Genomic DNA, 16820 nt, shown 5'->3' with positions numbered 1-16820 from the left:
TGTGTCGGTTATCAGGCGCTCGCCGCCAGAGCGATCGCGCCGCCATTCATGTCGTTGGCCGCCGAAACGGGCTTCTTCGTCAGGATCTTCAGCAGACGCGCCAGTGTCTCCGGAATATCGTGACGTTTGACGACCATATCGACCATACCATGTTCCAGTAGATATTCGGAGGTCTGGAAACCCTCAGGCAGCTTCTCGCGCAGCGTCTGCTCGATCACGCGCTTGCCGGCAAAGCCTATTTCGGCGCCGGGCTCTGCTAGATGAATATCGCCGAGCATGGCGTAGGAGGCCGTCACACCGCCTGTGGTCGGGTTGGTCAGCACAACGATATAGGGCTGGCCGGATTCCTTCAGCAGGTCGACGGCAACGGTTGTGCGCGGCAGCTGCATCAGCGACAGAATGCCTTCCTGCATGCGCGCGCCGCCGGAGGCGGGAAACATCACCAGCGGGCACTTCTCGGACGTCGCGCGTTCGAAAGCCTTGACGATCGCCTCGCCGGCGGCAATGCCGAGCGAACCGCCAATGAAGTTGAATTCATGCACAACGGCAACGAGTTTCAGACCGTGCACCTTTCCGAGGCCGGCAAGGATGGTATCCTCCTGTTCGGTCTTCACCCGGCTGTCGCGGAGCCGATCGATATATTTTTTGGAATCGCGGAACTTCAACGGATCCTGGGCGACCTTCGGCTGCGGCAGCGATTCATATTCGCCATTGTCGAAAAGGTCGGCAAGGCGCGCCTTGGCCGGCATCTTCATGTGATAACCGGATGCGGGAATGACCCATTTGTTGGATTCCAGATCCTTGTGGAAGACCATTTCGCCCGTTTCCGGGCACTTGATCCACAGGTTCTCGGGAACTTCGCGGCGGCCCAGCATGGAATTGATCCGCGGGCGAACGTAGTTGGTGATCCAGTTCAACTCGAAATCTCCTAACTGATTGGTGCCAATGTGGGAAAACTATTCGGCAGCAACAAGGCGCGCCGAACGTGTTCCCGAGGAAAGGCCGCGCACCAGCGTTGCGACCGCCTGAACGGTGTCGGCCGTCGCCTTTCCGTCTTTCGTCAAACTGGTTGCGACCTGATTGACAATGGCAGTGCCCACGACAACGCCGTCGGCAGAGCCGCCGATGACCTTGGCATGTTCCGCCGTCTTGACGCCGAAGCCGACGCAGACGGGCAGCTCCGTATGCTGCTTGATGCGCTGGACGGCGCCAGAAACCAGCGACGGATCGGGCAGCGCCGAGCCGGTGATGCCGTTCATCGAGACGTAATAGACGAAGCCGGAGGTGTTTTTCAGCACCGCGGGCAGGCGCTTCTCGTCCGTGGTCGGCGTCGCCAGGCGGATGAAGTTGATGCCCTTGCGGATCGCCGGAATGCAGAGTTCGTCATCCATCTCGGGCGGCAGGTCGACGACGATCAGGCCGTCGATACCGGCGGCAAGCGCATCATCCAGGAACGTCTCGACGCCGTAGATGTAGATCGGATTGTAATAGCCCATCATGACGATCGGCGTCGCATCGTTGGTCTTGCGGAAGTCGGCCGCCAGCTGCAGCGTCTTCTTCAGCGTCTGGCCGCCTTTCAGCGCCCGCTGACCGGCCAGCTGGATCGCCGGGCCGTCGGCCATCGGATCGGAGAAAGGCATGCCGAGCTCGATAATGTCGGACCCCGCTTCCGGCAGTGCCTTCATGATACCGAGAGAGGTGTCGTAGTCAGGATCGCCGCCCATGAAATAGGTCACAAGCGCCGGACGGCCCTCGGCCTTCAGCGCGGCAAAGCGTTTGTCCATGCGTGCGGTCATGTCTTACAGTCCCATTCCCAGAATCTTGCCGACGGTGAAGATATCCTTGTCGCCGCGGCCGGAGAGATTCATCAGGATGATCTCATCCTTGCCCATCTTCGGCGCGCGCTTGATGACTTCGGCAATCGCATGCGCGGCCTCGAGCGCCGGGATGATGCCTTCGAGGCGGGTCAGGGTCTGGAAGGCCTCGAGCGCTTCGTGGTCCATGATCGGCACATAGTCGACGCGGCCGATATCGCTCAACCAGGAATGTTCGGGACCGATGCCGGGATAGTCGAGACCGGCCGAAATCGAATGACCTTCCTTGATCTGGCCATCGCCATCCTGCAGCAGGTAGGTGCGGTTGCCGTGCAGCACGCCGGGCGTTCCGGCGGTGATCGAGGCGCAATGTTCGTCGCCCTGCAGGCCCTTGCCGCCGGCTTCGACGCCGACGATCTTCACGGAGGAATCATCCAGGAAGGGATGGAAGATGCCGATGGCGTTCGAGCCGCCGCCGACGGCAGCAATGACGAGATCCGGCAGACGGCCTTCGGCTGCCAGCATCTGCTCTTTCGCTTCGGCGCCGATCACCGACTGGAAGTCGCGGACCATCTCCGGATAAGGATGCGGGCCGGCCGCCGTGCCGATCAGGTAATAGGTATCCTCGACATTGGTGACCCAGTCGCGCAGCGCCTCGTTCATCGCATCCTTCAGGGTGCCGCTGCCTGCCGTAACCGGCTTCACTTCGGCGCCGAGCAGCTTCATGCGGAAAACGTTCGGCGCCTGGCGCTCGACGTCGGTGGCGCCCATGTAGACGACGCAGGGAAGGCCGAAGCGGGCGGCAACGGTTGCCGAAGCGACGCCATGCTGGCCGGCGCCGGTTTCGGCGATGATCCGCGTCTTGCCCATGCGCTTGGCGAGCAGGATCTGGCCGATGCAGTTGTTGATCTTGTGCGAACCGGTGTGGTTCAGCTCCTCGCGCTTGAAATAGATCTTCGCGCCGCCGAGTTCGGCCGTCAGCCGTTCAGCGAAATAAAGCGGGCTCGGGCGGCCGATATAATGGGCGCCAAGATGCTTCAGTTCCGCCTGAAAGGCCGGATCGTTCTTCGCCTTGTTCCATTCATCCTGCAGATCGAGGATCAAAGGCATCAGCGTTTCGGCAACGAAACGGCCGCCATAGATGCCGAAGCGGCCATCTTCATCGGGCCCGGAACGGAAGGAATTCGGTTTAGGCGTTTCGTTCACTCTCAACTCCCTGAGGCCACGACGGACTTAACCGCCTCTTCGACCACATCGAAAAATTCATCGATCAACGCGACGCTCTTGACGCCGGGCTCGGTTTCGACACCCGAGGAAACGTCGATACCACGTGCCTTTGTCTTCACAAGCGCATCCGCGACATTGTCCTTGTTCAGCCCGCCGGACAGCATGTAGTCGATGCTGCCGTCGAGCCAGCCGAGAAGGCTCCAGTCGAAGGAAATCCCATTGCCGCCAGGCAGTTCCGAACCCTTCGGCGCTTTCGCATCGAAGAGGAAACGGTCGGCGATGCCGATATAGGCTTCGACGCGCTTGAGATCGTCGGCCGTACGCACGGAAAAGACTTTCATCACAGGCAGACCATAGAGCGCCTTGATGGTCAGCACATGTTCGGGACTCTCGTTGCCATGGAGCTGCAGCATGTCAGGCTTCAGCAGCGACACGATTTCGTCCAGATCGTCATTTGTGGGATCGACGACGACGGCGACGATCTTCGCCTTGCCACGCGCCGGTTCGGCAAGCTTTGCCGCCACATCCGGCTCGACGTAACGCGGGCTCTTTTCGAAGAAGATAAAACCAATATGGGTCGCGCCGCGTTTCAACGCGCGATCGATCGCTTCGGGCGTCTTCAAGCCACAGATCTTGATATCGGGTTTCATGGCAGCGAAGTGACACGAAATGCTGCAAGAGTCGAGCCAATTTGCATGGAAAGCTGTATTTAGCGGGGCGTGGGTCTAATCGAAATCGATGGCGTGCAGCTGGCTGCCGTGCCGCTTCAGCCACAATTTCGCTTCCTCCATGCCGGGGCAAAGCTTCTTGCAAAGTGCCCAGAAGCGGGGGCCGTGGTTCATCTCCTTGAGATGGGCGACTTCGTGAGCGGCCAGATAATCGATCACCGAGGGCGGCGCCATGACGATACGCCAGGAGAAACTCAAATTTCCCTCCGACGAGCAAGAGCCCCAGCGGCTGCGGGTATCTTTCATCGAGATCGAGCGGATCGGTGCCCGGATCGTTGCCGCATGCATCGTCGCCAGCCTCTCGAGATCGGCGCGCGCCTCCTTCTTGAGGAAGGCCGAAATGCGCCGTCCGACATGCTCGGGCAGGCCGCTGACGCGCAGCACAGGGCTGCCATCCACAGCGACCGCCTCCGTCAAGCCGCGCAGACTGCCTGTGTGCTCGATGCGATGGGAAACGCCGCGCAGGAGGATCTTCCCGCCGTCGCTTAAGCCGGTATCGATCGAAAACTTGGCGAGCTTGGTGAGCAGCCATCCCTGGTGCCGATCGAGGAAAGCGTTGACCTCACGCGCCGCAAGGCCTCTTGGCACCGTCATCCTCAGAGCCCGCCCACCTGGCTCGATGCGAAGCGTGATACGGGTTGCCTGATCGTGCTGCTTGATGGTCAGCGGCATGAGCCGGCCGGCGACGTCGAGCGTCCGCGTTTCGGGCGGAGCCGGCTTTCGCGCCTTTGGCCGTGTCTTCAGAAGCGGAAACATGGTGATTTTCTATACGATTCGCCGGCAAATCTAAACGATTTGCGGGCAGGCAGACATGGAAAAACCGGCATCGTGAGATGCCGGTCATCATTCATCGCCTAAAGCGTGTCGCGATCGTTCAGACTCGCTCGTTGCGCTTTAGGTCTTCGTATACGCATGTCGTTGCCGCAAAACCGCTGCACACTTTTTGCGAAACATGCTTCGGCCTTCACGGCGTCTGGAACTCCGCGACCGGGCCGTTGTCGTCGCGCTTGGCGTTTTTGCGGTCACGCATGAAGCGGTCGAACTCTTCCTGGTCCTTAGCGCGGCGGAGTTCACGCAGATACTCGTCGAATTCCTCGCGCATTTCGTCGAGCTTGCGGCGCTCTTCCTCGATCCGGTCGAGCTCGGCCTTACGCCAGTCGTCGAATGCGACGTTGCCGGTCGAAAAATGCGGGCGGTGCCGGCCATGCGAACGGCGGCAGGAGGCAAACAAGCCGTCGGTCGCCTGATTGACGTCGCGCTTGAAGCCGCGCAGACGATCGCCGAAAATGATGTAGGCTAGCATGGCCAGACCCAGAGGCCAGAAAACCATGAAGCCGAGAATCATCAGGGCAATGGTAGCCGGAGTCCAATCCGGTCGAAGCAATGCTGACTGGTTCATCGTGCGGTATCCTCGCTTTCCGCGGCCGGCAAGATGCCGAACGCTGGAAATCGATGTGGTTACCGCAAGAACCGCCTTCAAGACGATTGCCTGCGAAATCGAACAAGGCCTTGAATCCACTTCCCTAATTCAGCTGTCGCTAAATCAGGCGGTGCGACCGCCCTTGATGACGCGCGGCACCCGCGGCTTGACGGCGGTGCGGGAATGCTGGCGGACAAAATTGACGATGCGCGGCGCGATCTCGCGACGGAATCGCGAGCCGTTGAAAACGCCGTAGTGGCCGACATCCGGCTGGAGATAATGCATGCGCATGTCTTCGGGGATGTTGACGCAGATGGTCTGCGCCGCCCTGGTCTGGCCGACGCCTGAAATGTCGTCATTCTCGCCCTCGACGGTCAGGAGCGCGACCTTGCGGATCGCCGCCGGATCGACCCGCTTGCCTCGGTGCATCAATTCGCCCTTGGGCAGCGAATGCTTCATGAAGACCTGTTCGACCGTCTGCAGGTAGAACTCGGCGGTCAGATCCATGACGGCGAGATATTCGTCATAGAAATCGCGATGTTTTTCCGGTTCGCCGTCGTTCTTCACGAGATGCATGAAGAACTCCTTGTGGGCGACGAGGTGCCGGTCGAGGTTCATCGACATGAAGCCCGACAACTGCAGGAAACCGGGATAGACAGGCCGCATGAAGCCCGGCTGAGGCCAGGGCACGTTCATGATGACATTGTCGGAAAACCACTGCAGCGACCGCTCCTGGGCGAGCTTGTTGACCGCCGTCGGATTGATGCGCGTGTCGATCGGGCCGCCCATCAGCGTCATCGATGACGGCGACAGCGGATCCTGGGCTTCCTCCATCACCGCGGCTGCGACCAGCACCGGCACCGACGGCTGACAGACGGCGATCACATGCGTGTCGTGACCGAGGAAATGCAGCATCTCGATGACGTAGTCGACGTAATCGTCGAAATCGAAGCTGCCTTCCGTCATCGGCACCATGCGGGCGTCGATCCAGTCGGTGATGTAGACATCGGCGCTCGGCAGCAATGCCTCGACGGTACCGCGCAGCAGCGTCGCATAGTGGCCGGACATCGGCGCAACGATCAGGATGCGCGGATCGCTGGCGCGGCCAGGCGGGACGTTGCGCGAGAAATGAAGGAGGTTGCAGAAGGACCGCGACCAGACGATCTCTTCACGAACGGAAACCGTCTGATCGCCGATCACCGTCTGCTTCAGTCCGAACTCCGGTTTCCCGTAGCGGCGCGTCGTGCGCTCGAACATTTCGAGGCTTGCCGCCATCGTGCGGCCGAACGGCGTCTGGGCGAACGGGTTCAGCGGATTGGCATAGGCAAACCGCATGATGTCAGCCGCGGCGCGAAACGGCGCCATGGCGGCATGATTCAATTCATAAAGCTGATAGAACATAGAAGGCGCTGCCTTTCTCTATCGAAAAGATGACGTCGGGTGATAGACGTCGAGCTCTTTCCGCACGCTGGCACGTAACGCAGACTAACAGGTTTTTGTTGCACAGCAACATGGACGTCCCAGACCTGCACAGGAAATGCCAGAGAGTTGATCTCTGGCATCACCATAGAACCGAAAGTTTAAGGTTCAGCTGAGGTAGCGTCGTTAACGATCCGCAACAAAGCTCTGCTTCTGGCTGCCGAGCCCTTCGATGCCGAGCTCGACGACATCGCCATTCCTGAGGAAGCGCGGCGGCTTCATGCCCATTCCGACGCCGGGCGGCGTCCCCGTCGAGATGACGTCGCCAGGATGCAGCGACATGAATTGGCTGAGATAGGAAACGATGTGCGCGACGCCATAGACCATGGTCTTGGAGGAACCATTCTGCATCGTCTGGCCGTTGACCTTTAGCCACATACCGAGATTCTGCGGATCGGCGATTTCATCCTTGGTGACCAGCCAAGGGCCGATCGGGCCGAAGGTGTCGCAGGACTTGCCTTTGGTCCATTGGCCGGCGCGCTCGGTCTGGAAGGCGCGTTCGGAAACATCGTGCGACACACAATAACCGGCGACATAGTCGAGCGCCTCGGCTTCGCTGACATATTTCGCCGTCTTGCCGATGACGACGCCGAGCTCGACTTCCCAGTCGGTCTTTTCGGAACCGCGCGGGATGAGGACGGTGTCGTTCGGGCCAACGATCGCCGAGGTCGCCTTCATGAAGATCACCGGCTCGGGCGGTACGGTGGCGCCGGTTTCGGCGGCATGGTCGGAGAAATTGAGGCCGATGCAGATGAATTTGCCCGTGCCGGCGACGCAGGCGCCGATACGGCCGGGGGCAAGTTCCGGAAGGCTCTTCGGATCGAGCGCCGCGATCCTTGCAAGGCCGGCCGGCGAGATTGCCTCGCCGCCGATGTCGGCGACATGCGCCGAGAGATCGCGAATCTTGCCATCGGCATCGAGAAGCGCCGGTTTTTCCCGACCTGCTTCGCCAACACGCATCAGCTTCATGGAATGCCTCCTCATCGTAAACGGATTTGCAGCCACCTATGAACGAATTATTCATCGGTGTCATTACGGCTTTGCCCGGAAGCGGTACGGTGTTTCTAGAAAATTTCGGAGAGATCCGGACCGGCAGGAACGATTTTCGTCGGGTTCAGAATTTCGACCGAGTGGTAGCCGCGCTTGATATGGTCGAGATTCACCGTGCGATGCCCGGCCAATCCAGGATGCGCCGGCAGAAGGTGCGCAGATTGGCATAGTCCGAAAGCCGGTATTCCGCGAAGAGGTAAGACCAGTTTTCGAATTGCGGCTCGATCCAATCGAAGAAATCGGCGAAGGCTTTCTCATCGGCGATCTGCTTGCTGGCAAAACCGGCGCGATAGGGCCGCGGGATAGACGCGGTCGTTGAAAGCATCGATTTTCAACCCGTCTGTCGACGGGACAGAGATCGATTGGTTTTTTCGGTTTGGCGCGCGCTCAAGGCCGATCCTCATGGAGACTGTCCGTTCACCCAGCTGCGACGACGCTGCGCTTGCCAAGACGGCGAAGCAGGAAATATGACTTTGGCCTCAGTCCAACATGAGATGGAGTTCGACATGCATCTCTCCAAGGCCGTCGTGCGCACCGGACATGCGAGCCGCTACCTGCAGCAGCTCTGCAAACATTGGAGCCACAAGTTCAGCGTCGATTTCGATCCGCATAAGGGCCGGGTGCCGTTCAGCGAAAGCGCCGAGGTGATATTCGCCGCCGACGATGCGGCGCTCACCATGACGCTTTCCGTTGCCGATCCCGACCAGCAGGCAAGGATGCAGGGGGTGATCGACGACCATCTGAAGCGTTTCGCCTTCCGCGAGGAACTCGACATCGTCTGGACCGATTGACCTCAACGATTTTTATGCCCCAACCCTGGAACAAGCATGACGCAGAGCAATAACCGCGAATCCCAATATCCGATCGATCCGATGTTTCTCGACCGCTGGTCGCCCCGCGCCTTTACCGGCGAAGTCATCGATGAGGCACAGCTGCTCAGCCTGCTCGAAGCCGCCCATTGGGCGCCCTCCTCTTCCAACCAGCAGCCCTGGCGCTTCATCTATGCCCTCAAGGGCTCGGAGCACTGGGAGAAATTCGTCACACTGCTCGTCCACGCCAATCAGGAATGGGCGAAGAACGCATCGGCATTGATCTTCGTTGTCTCACGCAGCTTCACCGGCGTTGCCGGATCCGGCGAGGAAAAGCCGAGCTACACCCATTCCTTCGACGCCGGTGCAGCCTGGGGATACCTGGCCCTGCAAGCGCGCCTTTCCGGCTTCTATGCCCATGGCATGGGCGGCATCAAACATGAGGAAATCAGAAAAACATTCGATATCCCCGAGGGTTACCGGATCGAAGCGGGCGTTGCCGTCGGCCGTCTGGCCGACAAGAGCGTTCTTTCCGAACGCAATCAGGCGCGCGAATTCCCGAGCCAGCGCAAGCCGCTCTCCGACCTTGCCTTCAACGGCCATTTCCTAGAGCCTGCTGCTTTCATACGGAAGCATATCCTGAGTTTGTGAGGTAGTTTGCGCATTCTGCTGGCGAGAAGCAGTCGAGCATTTCACCAGCCTTGCGCCATGTCGCTTCGACTGTGCGAGGCTGTTCTCTCCTAATTAGGTGCTTGAGCTTGGCAAAGACTTGCTCGATGGGATTGAGGTCCGGGCTGTAAGGCGGCAGGAAGAAGAGGTGCGCGCCTGCGGCCCGGATGGCACGACGGACAGCTTGGCCCTTATGGCTGCCGAGATTGTCGAGGATGACGATGTCGCCCTTGGCGAGCGTGGGCACGAGGATCCTCTGGATATAGAGGGTAAAGAGTTCGCCGTTGATCGGCCCATCGATGACCCAAGGGGCGTCGATGCGGTCGCAGCGCAAGGCGGCAATGAATGTCAGGGTTTTCCAGTGCCCATGCGGAACCGCGGCACATAGGCGTTGACCACGCGGTGCCCACCCCCTGAGGGGCGCCATGTTGGTCTTGATCCAGGTCTCATCGAGAAAGACCAGCCGCTGCGCTTCGATCCGCCGTTGATGGGTCTTCCAACGCAACCGTTTCCTGGCGATATCCATCCGCGTCTGCTCGGCCGGCAGAACCGTTTTTTTTGAAACTCAGGCCCTCGGCCCGGACGAACACCCAAACGGCGCGTCGCTCGGTCTTGATGCCGCGTTCGGCCAGTTCCGCCACAAGGCCTCGCGTCGTGAACGGGCCGGATCGACAGCGCTGGCGCAGCCAGTCGGCCCGTTCGCCGGACAAAGTCCGCTGCTTGCGACCGCCGACGCGGCCGGGCGTCAGAGCGCCGGTCTCCGCAAGGCGCTTCTTCCACTTCGAAACACAGGAGGGAGCAATCGCAAGTGCTGCTGCGATCGATCGTATCGTTTCTCCGGTGTTCAGGCGCGCCATCGCCCGTTCGCGAAGATCCTCAGAATATGGGTGCGTCATCCTTGCCGGCCGTCCTTTTCCGGTAGGACAGAGAATCATATTTCAGCTGATTTGCGAATCTGCGATTCTGAAAAATCGAAGCGTGCTCTAGCCAACTGAGCGACAGAACAAGCAAAAGCCCCGCCGACTTGCGACGGCGGGGCTTTTATTGAAGACATATCGATCAGATGTCGAGATTGGCGACGCTGAGCGCGTTGTCCTGGATGAATTCACGCCGGGGCTCGACTTCATCCCCCATCAGGCGAGCGAAGAGGCCGTCGGCATCGGTGGCATCGGCAACCTTGACCTGCAGCAGCGAACGGACATTCGGATCGAGCGTCGTTTCCCAGAGCTGTTCGGCATTCATCTCACCGAGACCCTTGTAGCGCTGCATGGTCAGACCCTTGCGGCCGCTGGCAAAGATCGCATCGAGCAGGGCGCGCGGCCCTGAAATCTCAATGTCGCCTTCGCGCCGGTGCAGCGACGGCGGCGTCTGATAGATTTCCTTGAGACGCGCGGTCAGCTGGTCGATGTGGCGGGCATCGGAGGAGCCGATCAGCGCCATGTCGAGCACCACCACTTCCTTGACGCCGCGAACCATACGCTCGAGGCGCAGGCCGCCATCGCTCGCCAGGTCACCCTGCCAGCCGCGTTCGGTCTCTTCGGCAATGATGTCGAGACGGCTTGCGACCTCGCTCGCCAATGCCTGCGCTCTTGCCTGATCGCTGACGAACTCGGCATTGAGCGCGCCGGCGATCGCCGCCTGTTCGACGACGGCGCGATTGTAGCGCGAATGGAGATTGTCGAGCAGGGCGCGCATACGCAGCGCATCGAGGATGACTTCGCGCAGGTCCTGTCCGGTGCGGACCTCACCGCTGCCGAGCCTCAACGCGGCATCCTCCAGACCCTGGGCGATGAGATATTCCTCGAGCGCCTTCTCATCCTTCAGATACTGCACCGACTTGCCGCGCGCGACCTTATAGAGCGGCGGCTGAGCGATGTAGAGATGGCCGCGCTCGATCAGTTCCGGCATCTGGCGGAAGAAGAAGGTGAGCAGCAGGGTGCGGATGTGGGCGCCGTCGACATCGGCGTCCGTCATGATGATGATCTTGTGATATCGCAGCTTTTCGGCGTTGAACTCGTCCTTGCCGATGCCGGTGCCGAGCGCGGTGATCAGCGTGCCGATTTCCTGGCTCGACAGCATCTTGTCGAAACGGGCCCGTTCCACATTCAGGATCTTGCCGCGCAGCGGCAGGATCGCCTGGTTTTCGCGCGACCGGCCCTGCTTGGCCGACCCGCCGGCGGAATCGCCCTCGACCAGGAAGACTTCGGATTTGGCCGGATCGCGTTCGGAGCAGTCGGCGAGCTTGCCCGGTAGTGAGGCAATATCGAGCGCACCCTTGCGGCGGGTCAATTCACGGGCCTTGCGGGCCGCTTCGCGCGCAGCTGCCGCCTCGACGACCTTGCCGACAAGGATCTTGGCTTCGCTCGGATGCTCCTCGAACCAGGTGTTCAGCGCCTCATTAACGAGGCTTTCGACGACAGGGCGGACTTCCGAAGAAACGAGCTTGTCCTTCGTCTGCGACGAGAATTTCGGATCGGGCACCTTGACCGACAGCACCGCGGTCAAGCCTTCGCGGCAGTCTTCGCCCTGCAGCGTCACTTTTTCCTTTTTGGTGATGCCGGAATTGTCGGCATAGGAAACCACCTGACGGGTCAAGGCCGCGCGGAAGCCGGCCATATGGGTGCCGCCGTCACGCTGGGGAATGTTATTGGTGAAGCAGAGCACGTTCTCGTGATAGCTGTCGTTCCACCACATCGCCACTTCGACGGTGATGCCGTCCTTCTCGCCGCGGATGGCGACCGGTTTGTCGACGAGCGGCTTCTTGGCGCGGTCGAGATAGGAGACGAAGGCCTCGAGGCCGCCGTCATAGCGCATTTCTTCCTGCTTGATATCGGAATGACGCTTGTCGCTCAAAAGGATGCGCACGCCCGAATTCAGGAAGGCGAGTTCGCGCAGGCGGTGCTCCAGCGTACCGTAATCGAATTCGGTCATGGTGAAGGTTTCGCTGCTCGGCATAAAGCTGACTTCCGTGCCGGTCGAATCGGGGGCATCGCCCGTGACCTTCAGCGGTGCGTCGGCCACGCCATGGGTGAAGCTCATTTCATGGATCTTGCCATGGCGTCGGATCTTCAGCTTCAGCCAGACAGAGAGGGCGTTGACGACGGAAACGCCGACGCCATGCAGACCGCCTGAGACCTTGTAGGAATTCTGGTCGAATTTGCCGCCGGCATGCAGCTGCGTCATGATGACTTCGGCGGCCGACACGCCTTCGCCGCTATGAATGTCCGTTGGGATGCCGCGGCCGTTATCGGTGACCGTTACCGATCCATCCGGATTGAGGGTGACGGTGACGATGTCGGCATGACCGGCCAGCGCTTCGTCGATCGCGTTGTCGACGACCTCATAGACCATGTGATGCAGGCCGGAGCCGTCGTCGGTATCGCCGATATACATGCCGGGGCGCTTGCGCACGGCATCGAGGCCCTTCAGGACCTTGATGGAATCTGCGCCATATTCGGTGCTTACGCCGTTTTCCGTCGCGGATGTATCGCTCATTCTGTCGAGATTTTCCCTGTTGTCGTAAAGCGGCGGCGCGCCTTGCGAATCACCGGCTTTCTTTACTCTCGTATATAGGTTTTTTGAGCCCGGTTCCCAATGGCAAGTCCCCTGAACAAGCCATAAAACAGGGGATTATGACGCTTTTCCGTCACCTTTGCCGCCATTTTCGAGAACAGCCGATAACCGGGCGATCTCGGAGCTGTCAAGGTCGCGGATCCGCCGGGCCAGCCGGTTGGCCAATTCGGTGTATTCCTGCGGCAGGCCCGACGTGTCGATGACAACGCGCGGGTCAGAGGAACGGGCAAGCAGGAACAGTTCCTCGGCTTCGTCCCAGATGATGTTGAAGTAGCCGGCGATGCGCTGCAGCAGGTCGAATGTCGGCAGGCCGCGCTTGCCATGTTCGAGCGCCGAGAGATAGGCGGGGGAGACGTTCAGTGCTTGCGCCATCTCCTTCTGCGAGACGCCCTTTCGCGCCCTCAGCCTGCGAACCGCCTCTCCAAAGGGTGTCATGGCTTTTCCCCATGCCGCCGCGACAACCGGATATAGAGCGCTCCCTCACCGCCATGATGCTGTGCGGCTGGCTCATAGGAGGAGATCAGGTAGCGGAATTCCGGCTTCGAGAACCACAGGGGAACCGCTCTTTTCAAGGCACCTTCGCTCCCCAGCGAGCTGCCCTTACCGGTGATGACAAGCACATGGCGCATGCCGCGTTCGTGGGCGCGGATTAAAAAATCGAGCAGGATGACATGGGCCTCGCTCTGCACCAGGCCATGCAGGTCGATGCGCGCCTCGAGCGCCAGCCGGCCTTTGGCGATTTTGCGCTTCACCGGTCTTTCCAGCGGATGGTGCACCTTCGCCGGCTGTCTCGGCGTCGACGGTGGGGTCGGCTGTGCTGCCGTCGGCGCAACGGAGGTCTGCTTTTCGGCTGTCTGCCGTTCTGCCGCCGCTTCCGCTTCGGCCAGAAAGGCGTCAAGCTCGGTCAACTCGTTCGCTTTTCCGGGCATCGGCCGCGTGCTGCGCGCCACCTTGCCCCACAGGATCCTCTCATCGGCGCTGAGCTTGCGATCCCTGGCCATCAGTCGAAACGTCCGGCGGCGGCTTTGGGAATGAGGATGACGAAATCGGCATCGTTGCGGACGGCGCCGGCGCGCTCTCCGGCCAAGTCCCCCGAACCGGCGAAGATATCGCCGCGCGCCGGCCCGACGATCGCCGAGCCGGTGTCGAGCGCCAGCATCAGCCGGCGGAACGGGCGGCCTTGATCAAGATGGGTGAGGCTGTCGGCGCGGATGAAAATGGGGAAACCGAAGGTATGGATCAGCCGGTCGACCGCGAGCGAGCGCCCGGCGAGAAGCGGCACCTTGGCGGCGGCAATCGGACCCGCTTCAGGATCGGCAACCGCCGCTTCCCGGAAGAAAATATAGGAGCGGTTGTGCCATAGCACCTGGTCCACCCGCTCGGGATTGCGGGCTAGCCAGGCGCGGATCGACTGCATGGAAATCTCGGCGCGGTCGATCTCACCGCGGTCGATCAAGAGCTTGCCGATCGCCGAGAAGGGATGCCCTGCCTTTGCCGCGTAAGTGATGCGGCCGATACGCCCGTCGCGATAACGCAGGCGCGCGGCACCCTGCACATGCACGAAGAAGACATCGACCTTCGATTTCGCCCAGGCGATTTCCAGGCCGCGACCGGCGAGAAAGCCTTGATCGATCTCGCGGCGATCCGGATAAGCGCCAATGCGGCCATCATCATGCAAGCGGCCGAAAACATAGGATCCATCCAGTTCGGCCGGGCGATTGCCGTCATCGAGATCGATCAGATCGTTCGGGCGGCTGTAGAAGGGAAAACGGAAGAGCTCGTTTTGCCGATCCGATACCTCGACCTCCGGCTCGTAAAAGGCGGTGACGAAACCGGACTTGCCGTCCTTGCGGCGGATCAGAAATGGCCGGCAACGCGTCTCGAAAAAGGCGCGCGCCGCTGCAGGCGACGACGGCGTAAAATTTTCAGCGTCCAGCAGAAGTGGAAGCAGGTCCTCGGCGCTCAGGCCGAGCGAGCCAGTACGGTAGGGCTTTACGTCGGTGATCTGCCGGCGGCAGCGCCCCATCACTTCAAAAAGGCCGGAGGGATCATCATCCTTCCAGCCTTCCAAATTATCGAAGCTGATGGCCTGCAGGACGAAGTCCGATGCCTGATCACTCATGTTCCGATTCGGTCGCCACAAGTTTCCAGTTCGGATCACGCGAGCGGGTGTCGCGGGCGAAGGTCCAGAGATCGTTGACTTCGGCGACGTTTTCGGCGTCGCCCTCGATCAGGACGTCAGCCTTGTCGTAAGTCGCCGAGATCAGCTGGCTGACGATGCGCACGGTGATCTGCGCTTCGCTGCCCTTCGTCTCGGCATGGGTGATTTCGGCCTTGTCGATGCCGACGAAGGTGGACTTGACCTTTTCGCCGCGGGCTTCGCGCTCGGCAATCGCCGCCTCGAATCCGTCATAAACCTCACGGGACAAAAGGTTCTTAAGGGTTTTGCGATCGCCATCGGCATAGGCCATGACGATCATTTCGTAGGCCATGCGGGCACCGTTCAGAAACTCCTTCGGGCTGAAGGAGGAATCGGCCTTATTCAGGGCGCGCAGCGATTCGTTGAGCGGGGTCCCCGGCGCGGCAAAGGCGTCGATGGCAGAGAAGCGCTCATCGTCCTCGGCCGTCGCATCACGGCGCGGCAGCGTCACGACCTTGCCGGCGTCGGCAGCCTCAGCCGGAGCAGCATCCCTTGGCCTATAGAGATCGCGGGGCGGCTTCTCATTTCCTGTGCGGCGCCCGAGCACGGAGCGGAGCTGAAAGAAGATCAGCACCGCCGCCACCAGGAAGAATAATGTGATGAAGTCGTTCGAACTCATATCCTGTCGCAACCGCCGTTAACATCTCTGATTTGTACTCCCATATAGTCCGCCTATACAGATGATTCAAATGATGGCTGGCATCTTCGCCGGCGCCACGAGGAGACCGGCAAAAGCCGGGACATGACGACCATGCGTTTTTCAATTCTGCCGGCTTTCATTCTGTTGCTGCCGCTTGGCGAAATTGCCGGCTTCGTCATTGTCGGTCGCGCAATCGGCCTGGCGCTGACGCTTGCGCTCGTCATGGCGAGCCTCATCTTCGGCGTGGTCCTGCTGCGCCGGCAGGGGATCGGCATCCTGCGCCGGATGTCGAGCGAAGGGCGGAACGGCGTGATGCCCGGACGTGATCTGCTGAAGCCGGCAATGACGGTGATTGCCGCGCTGCTGCTGATCATTCCCGGTTTCCTCACGGATATCATCGCCATCCTCATTCTCATTCCGCCGGTGCGCGATCTCCTCTGGCGGTCGATCGCCAAACGCTTCGTCGTCGTCAACGCCACAAGCGGCTTTTCCAATGGCGCGAAACCCGACTTCCGCGATCGCAATTCAAATTCGAAGGTGGTCGATCTCGACGAGGAGGACTATCATAGGGAGCCGGATCGCAACTCGCCATGGTCCGGCAAACATCTCGGGGACTGAGGCTTTGCCGGTGATCGGGTGCGGCTTGCGCCCAGGGTTGTAAGCCCCTCCCCGAAATGTTAGATGGCGGCACCATTCCCATGCCCTTCGAGGAAAAGCCAATGGCAGACGATAACAACAGCAACGGTGCGACCAATCCGACCCTTTCGATCCTTGCGCAATATACCAAGGACCTCTCCTTCGAAAATCCGGGTGCGCCGCGTTCGCTGCAGGCCCGCGACAAGGCGCCAACGATCAACATCAATGTGAACGTCAACGCCAATCCGCTTTCCGACACGGATTTCGATGTCGTGCTGTCGCTGAATGCCGAAGCCAAGGATGGCGACAAGACGGTGTTCCATACGGAACTCGTCTATGGTGGCGTCTTCCGCGTTGCCGGTTTCCCGCAGGAGCACATGCTGCCGGTGCTCTTCATCGAGTGCCCGCGCATGCTCTTCCCCTTCGCCCGGCAGATCATCGCCGACGTGACCCGTAACGGCGGTTTCCCGCCGCTGATGATCGATCCGATCGACTTCACGCAGATGTTCGCTCAGCGCGTTGCCGAAGAACAGGCCCGCGCCAAGGTTCAGGCCGTTCCGAACTGATCGAATTCT

At 60.5% G+C, this 16820-nt stretch carries 18 protein-coding genes and 1 pseudogene; 4 read left to right on the top strand and 15 right to left on the bottom strand.

Annotated features, from left to right (window positions below; genetic code table 11):
- Positions 1–11: 11 nt before the first annotated feature.
- The 9 genes and pseudogenes from accD to NMA58_RS20355 form a co-directional block, all read right to left on the bottom strand.
- On the bottom strand, positions 12–917 hold the full coding sequence (gene accD / locus NMA58_RS20395; protein WP_183705815.1) for an acetyl-CoA carboxylase, carboxyltransferase subunit beta: 906 nt from the start codon (positions 915–917) through the stop codon (positions 12–14).
- A gap of 39 nt (positions 918–956) precedes the next feature.
- Positions 957–1796, bottom strand: a complete 840-nt coding sequence (gene trpA / locus NMA58_RS20390; RefSeq protein WP_085776437.1) for a tryptophan synthase subunit alpha — start codon at positions 1794–1796, stop codon at positions 957–959.
- A 3-nt stretch (positions 1797–1799) separates the two neighbouring features.
- Positions 1800–3020: a tryptophan synthase subunit beta gene (gene trpB, locus NMA58_RS20385; RefSeq protein WP_097601320.1), complete on the bottom strand. Its 1221-nt coding sequence runs from the start codon at positions 3018–3020 to the stop codon at positions 1800–1802.
- Positions 3021–3022: 2 nt separating this feature from the next.
- A complete protein-coding gene (locus NMA58_RS20380; RefSeq protein WP_434711724.1) occupies positions 3023–3691 on the bottom strand; it encodes a phosphoribosylanthranilate isomerase in 669 nt (222 codons plus the stop codon).
- 75 nt (positions 3692–3766) lie between these two features.
- On the bottom strand, positions 3767–4525 hold the full coding sequence (locus tag NMA58_RS20375) for a M48 family metallopeptidase (RefSeq protein WP_085776434.1): 759 nt from the start codon (positions 4523–4525) through the stop codon (positions 3767–3769).
- A 208-nt stretch (positions 4526–4733) separates the two neighbouring features.
- Positions 4734–5168: a DUF2852 domain-containing protein gene (locus tag NMA58_RS20370; protein WP_434711723.1), complete on the bottom strand. Its 435-nt coding sequence runs from the start codon at positions 5166–5168 to the stop codon at positions 4734–4736.
- 144 nt (positions 5169–5312) lie between these two features.
- On the bottom strand, positions 5313–6590 hold the full coding sequence (locus NMA58_RS20365) for a polyhydroxyalkanoate depolymerase (RefSeq protein ID WP_085776433.1): 1278 nt from the start codon (positions 6588–6590) through the stop codon (positions 5313–5315).
- 204 nt (positions 6591–6794) lie between these two features.
- Positions 6795–7637, bottom strand: a complete 843-nt coding sequence (locus NMA58_RS20360) for a fumarylacetoacetate hydrolase family protein (protein ID WP_221114431.1) — start codon at positions 7635–7637, stop codon at positions 6795–6797.
- A gap of 95 nt (positions 7638–7732) precedes the next feature.
- Positions 7733–8090: pseudogene (locus NMA58_RS20355) on the bottom strand (glutathione S-transferase family protein); the annotation flags it as partial.
- 134 nt (positions 8091–8224) lie between these two features.
- On the opposite strand from NMA58_RS20355, the gene NMA58_RS20350 reads away from it, so the two are divergent.
- Together NMA58_RS20350 and NMA58_RS20345 are read left to right on the top strand one after the other, a co-directional pair.
- Entirely contained in the window at positions 8225–8509 is a 285-nt protein-coding gene (locus tag NMA58_RS20350) for a DUF2218 domain-containing protein (RefSeq protein ID WP_430959748.1), read from the top strand.
- 36 nt (positions 8510–8545) lie between these two features.
- Positions 8546–9178, top strand: coding sequence for a nitroreductase family protein (locus tag NMA58_RS20345; protein ID WP_434711722.1), 633 nt, complete (start codon positions 8546–8548; stop codon positions 9176–9178).
- On the opposite strand, the gene NMA58_RS20340 is transcribed toward NMA58_RS20345, so the two are convergent.
- The 6 genes from NMA58_RS20340 to NMA58_RS20315 all read right to left on the bottom strand — a co-directional run bounded on the left by NMA58_RS20340 (position 9150) and on the right by NMA58_RS20315 (position 15588).
- A protein-coding gene (locus NMA58_RS20340) for an IS630 family transposase (RefSeq protein WP_176536422.1) occupies positions 9150–10092 on the bottom strand; the annotation gives its coding sequence in 2 pieces (ribosomal slippage) (positions 9150–9755 and positions 9757–10092; 942 coding nt in all). The genes NMA58_RS20345 and NMA58_RS20340 overlap by 29 nt on opposite strands.
- Positions 10093–10255: 163 nt before the next feature.
- Positions 10256–12691, bottom strand: a complete 2436-nt coding sequence (gene gyrB, locus NMA58_RS20335; RefSeq protein ID WP_221114433.1) for a DNA topoisomerase (ATP-hydrolyzing) subunit B — start codon at positions 12689–12691, stop codon at positions 10256–10258.
- 135 nt (positions 12692–12826) lie between these two features.
- Positions 12827–13204 (bottom strand): helix-turn-helix domain-containing protein, encoded by a 378-nt coding sequence (locus NMA58_RS20330; RefSeq protein ID WP_221114434.1) that lies wholly within the window; start codon positions 13202–13204, stop codon positions 12827–12829.
- Positions 13201–13770: a Smr/MutS family protein gene (locus tag NMA58_RS20325; RefSeq protein WP_221114435.1), complete on the bottom strand. Its 570-nt coding sequence runs from the start codon at positions 13768–13770 to the stop codon at positions 13201–13203. Before NMA58_RS20325 ends, NMA58_RS20330 begins: the two co-directional genes overlap by 4 nt.
- A complete protein-coding gene (gene mltA / locus NMA58_RS20320) occupies positions 13770–14891 on the bottom strand; it encodes a murein transglycosylase A (RefSeq protein WP_434711721.1) in 1122 nt (373 codons plus the stop codon). The genes NMA58_RS20325 and mltA overlap by 1 nt, the downstream gene beginning before the upstream one ends.
- Positions 14884–15588, bottom strand: coding sequence for a Tim44/TimA family putative adaptor protein (locus NMA58_RS20315; RefSeq protein WP_085776427.1), 705 nt, complete (start codon positions 15586–15588; stop codon positions 14884–14886). Before NMA58_RS20315 ends, mltA begins: the two co-directional genes overlap by 8 nt.
- 132 nt (positions 15589–15720) lie before the next feature.
- Here NMA58_RS20315 and NMA58_RS20310 point away from each other — a divergent pair, with 132 nt between their 5' ends.
- Together NMA58_RS20310 and secB are read left to right on the top strand one after the other, a co-directional pair.
- On the top strand, positions 15721–16227 hold the full coding sequence (locus NMA58_RS20310) for an FxsA family protein (RefSeq protein WP_434711720.1): 507 nt from the start codon (positions 15721–15723) through the stop codon (positions 16225–16227).
- Between the two features lie 101 nt (positions 16228–16328).
- Positions 16329–16811 (top strand): protein-export chaperone SecB, encoded by a 483-nt coding sequence (gene secB / locus NMA58_RS20305; protein ID WP_011423412.1) that lies wholly within the window; start codon positions 16329–16331, stop codon positions 16809–16811.
- Positions 16812–16820: the final 9 nt, after the last annotated feature.

This window comes from Rhizobium sp. YTUHZ045 (assembly GCF_051124255.1).
GTDB lineage: Bacteria > Pseudomonadota > Alphaproteobacteria > Rhizobiales > Rhizobiaceae > Rhizobium.
This window is presented reverse-complemented; position numbering and strand designations above follow the sequence as displayed.

What these genes read in the sequence shown, in the direction of transcription:
- trpA (WP_085776437.1), bottom strand. Translation starts at nt 1,796, where the DNA reads ATGACCGCACGCATGGACAAACGCTTTGCCGCGCTGAAGGCCGAGGGC.
- NMA58_RS20380 (WP_434711724.1), bottom strand. Translation starts at nt 3,691, where the DNA reads ATGAAACCCGATATCAAGATCTGTGGCTTGAAGACGCCCGAAGCGATC.
- NMA58_RS20375 (WP_085776434.1), bottom strand. Translation starts at nt 4,525, where the DNA reads ATGTTTCCGCTTCTGAAGACACGGCCAAAGGCGCGAAAGCCGGCTCCG.
- NMA58_RS20370 (WP_434711723.1), bottom strand. Translation starts at nt 5,168, where the DNA reads ATGAACCAGTCAGCATTGCTTCGACCGGATTGGACTCCGGCTACCATT.
- NMA58_RS20365 (WP_085776433.1), bottom strand. Translation starts at nt 6,590, where the DNA reads ATGTTCTATCAGCTTTATGAATTGAATCATGCCGCCATGGCGCCGTTT.
- NMA58_RS20360 (WP_221114431.1), bottom strand. Translation starts at nt 7,637, where the DNA reads ATGAAGCTGATGCGTGTTGGCGAAGCAGGTCGGGAAAAACCGGCGCTT.
- NMA58_RS20350 (WP_430959748.1), top strand. Translation starts at nt 8,225, where the DNA reads ATGCATCTCTCCAAGGCCGTCGTGCGCACCGGACATGCGAGCCGCTAC.
- NMA58_RS20345 (WP_434711722.1), top strand. Translation starts at nt 8,546, where the DNA reads ATGACGCAGAGCAATAACCGCGAATCCCAATATCCGATCGATCCGATG.
- gyrB (WP_221114433.1), bottom strand. Translation starts at nt 12,691, where the DNA reads ATGAGCGATACATCCGCGACGGAAAACGGCGTAAGCACCGAATATGGC.
- NMA58_RS20330 (WP_221114434.1), bottom strand. Translation starts at nt 13,204, where the DNA reads ATGACACCCTTTGGAGAGGCGGTTCGCAGGCTGAGGGCGCGAAAGGGC.
- NMA58_RS20325 (WP_221114435.1), bottom strand. Translation starts at nt 13,770, where the DNA reads ATGGCCAGGGATCGCAAGCTCAGCGCCGATGAGAGGATCCTGTGGGGC.
- mltA (WP_434711721.1), bottom strand. Translation starts at nt 14,891, where the DNA reads ATGAGTGATCAGGCATCGGACTTCGTCCTGCAGGCCATCAGCTTCGAT.
- NMA58_RS20315 (WP_085776427.1), bottom strand. Translation starts at nt 15,588, where the DNA reads ATGAGTTCGAACGACTTCATCACATTATTCTTCCTGGTGGCGGCGGTG.
- NMA58_RS20310 (WP_434711720.1), top strand. Translation starts at nt 15,721, where the DNA reads ATGCGTTTTTCAATTCTGCCGGCTTTCATTCTGTTGCTGCCGCTTGGC.
- secB (WP_011423412.1), top strand. Translation starts at nt 16,329, where the DNA reads ATGGCAGACGATAACAACAGCAACGGTGCGACCAATCCGACCCTTTCG.